Genomic DNA, 242 nt, shown 5'->3' with positions numbered 1-242 from the left:
TGCATTATCCCATAGAGATAGGAAATGATTGAATACAAAACGAGAACAGCCAATCGTTTTATTGATTAGGGTCGCTTGTGCTTTATTTGGATAGATACGAAATTTATATGCTTTATTGATCATCATTCGTTTCACCCCCATTTCGATATGTGTCTATTATACAACAAACGTACATTCGATAGGTAGTGAAGTAACAGTTTATGTATGTCGAACAATTAAGATGGCTTCCTGCCATCCCTTGT

1 protein-coding gene is annotated in these 242 nt (G+C 35.5%); it reads right to left on the bottom strand.

Annotated elements, in window-relative coordinates; genetic code table 11:
• Positions 1-126 (bottom strand): helix-turn-helix domain-containing protein (locus BAQ49_RS21995; protein WP_153020471.1); only part of this gene is annotated, 126 nt, incomplete at its 3' end.
• Between the last annotated feature and the right edge of the window lie 116 nt (positions 127-242).

This window comes from Bacillus proteolyticus, assembly GCF_001884065.1.
In the GTDB taxonomy this organism is placed as follows: Bacteria; Bacillota; Bacilli; order Bacillales; family Bacillaceae_G; genus Bacillus_A; species Bacillus_A proteolyticus.
This window is presented reverse-complemented; position numbering and strand designations above follow the sequence as displayed.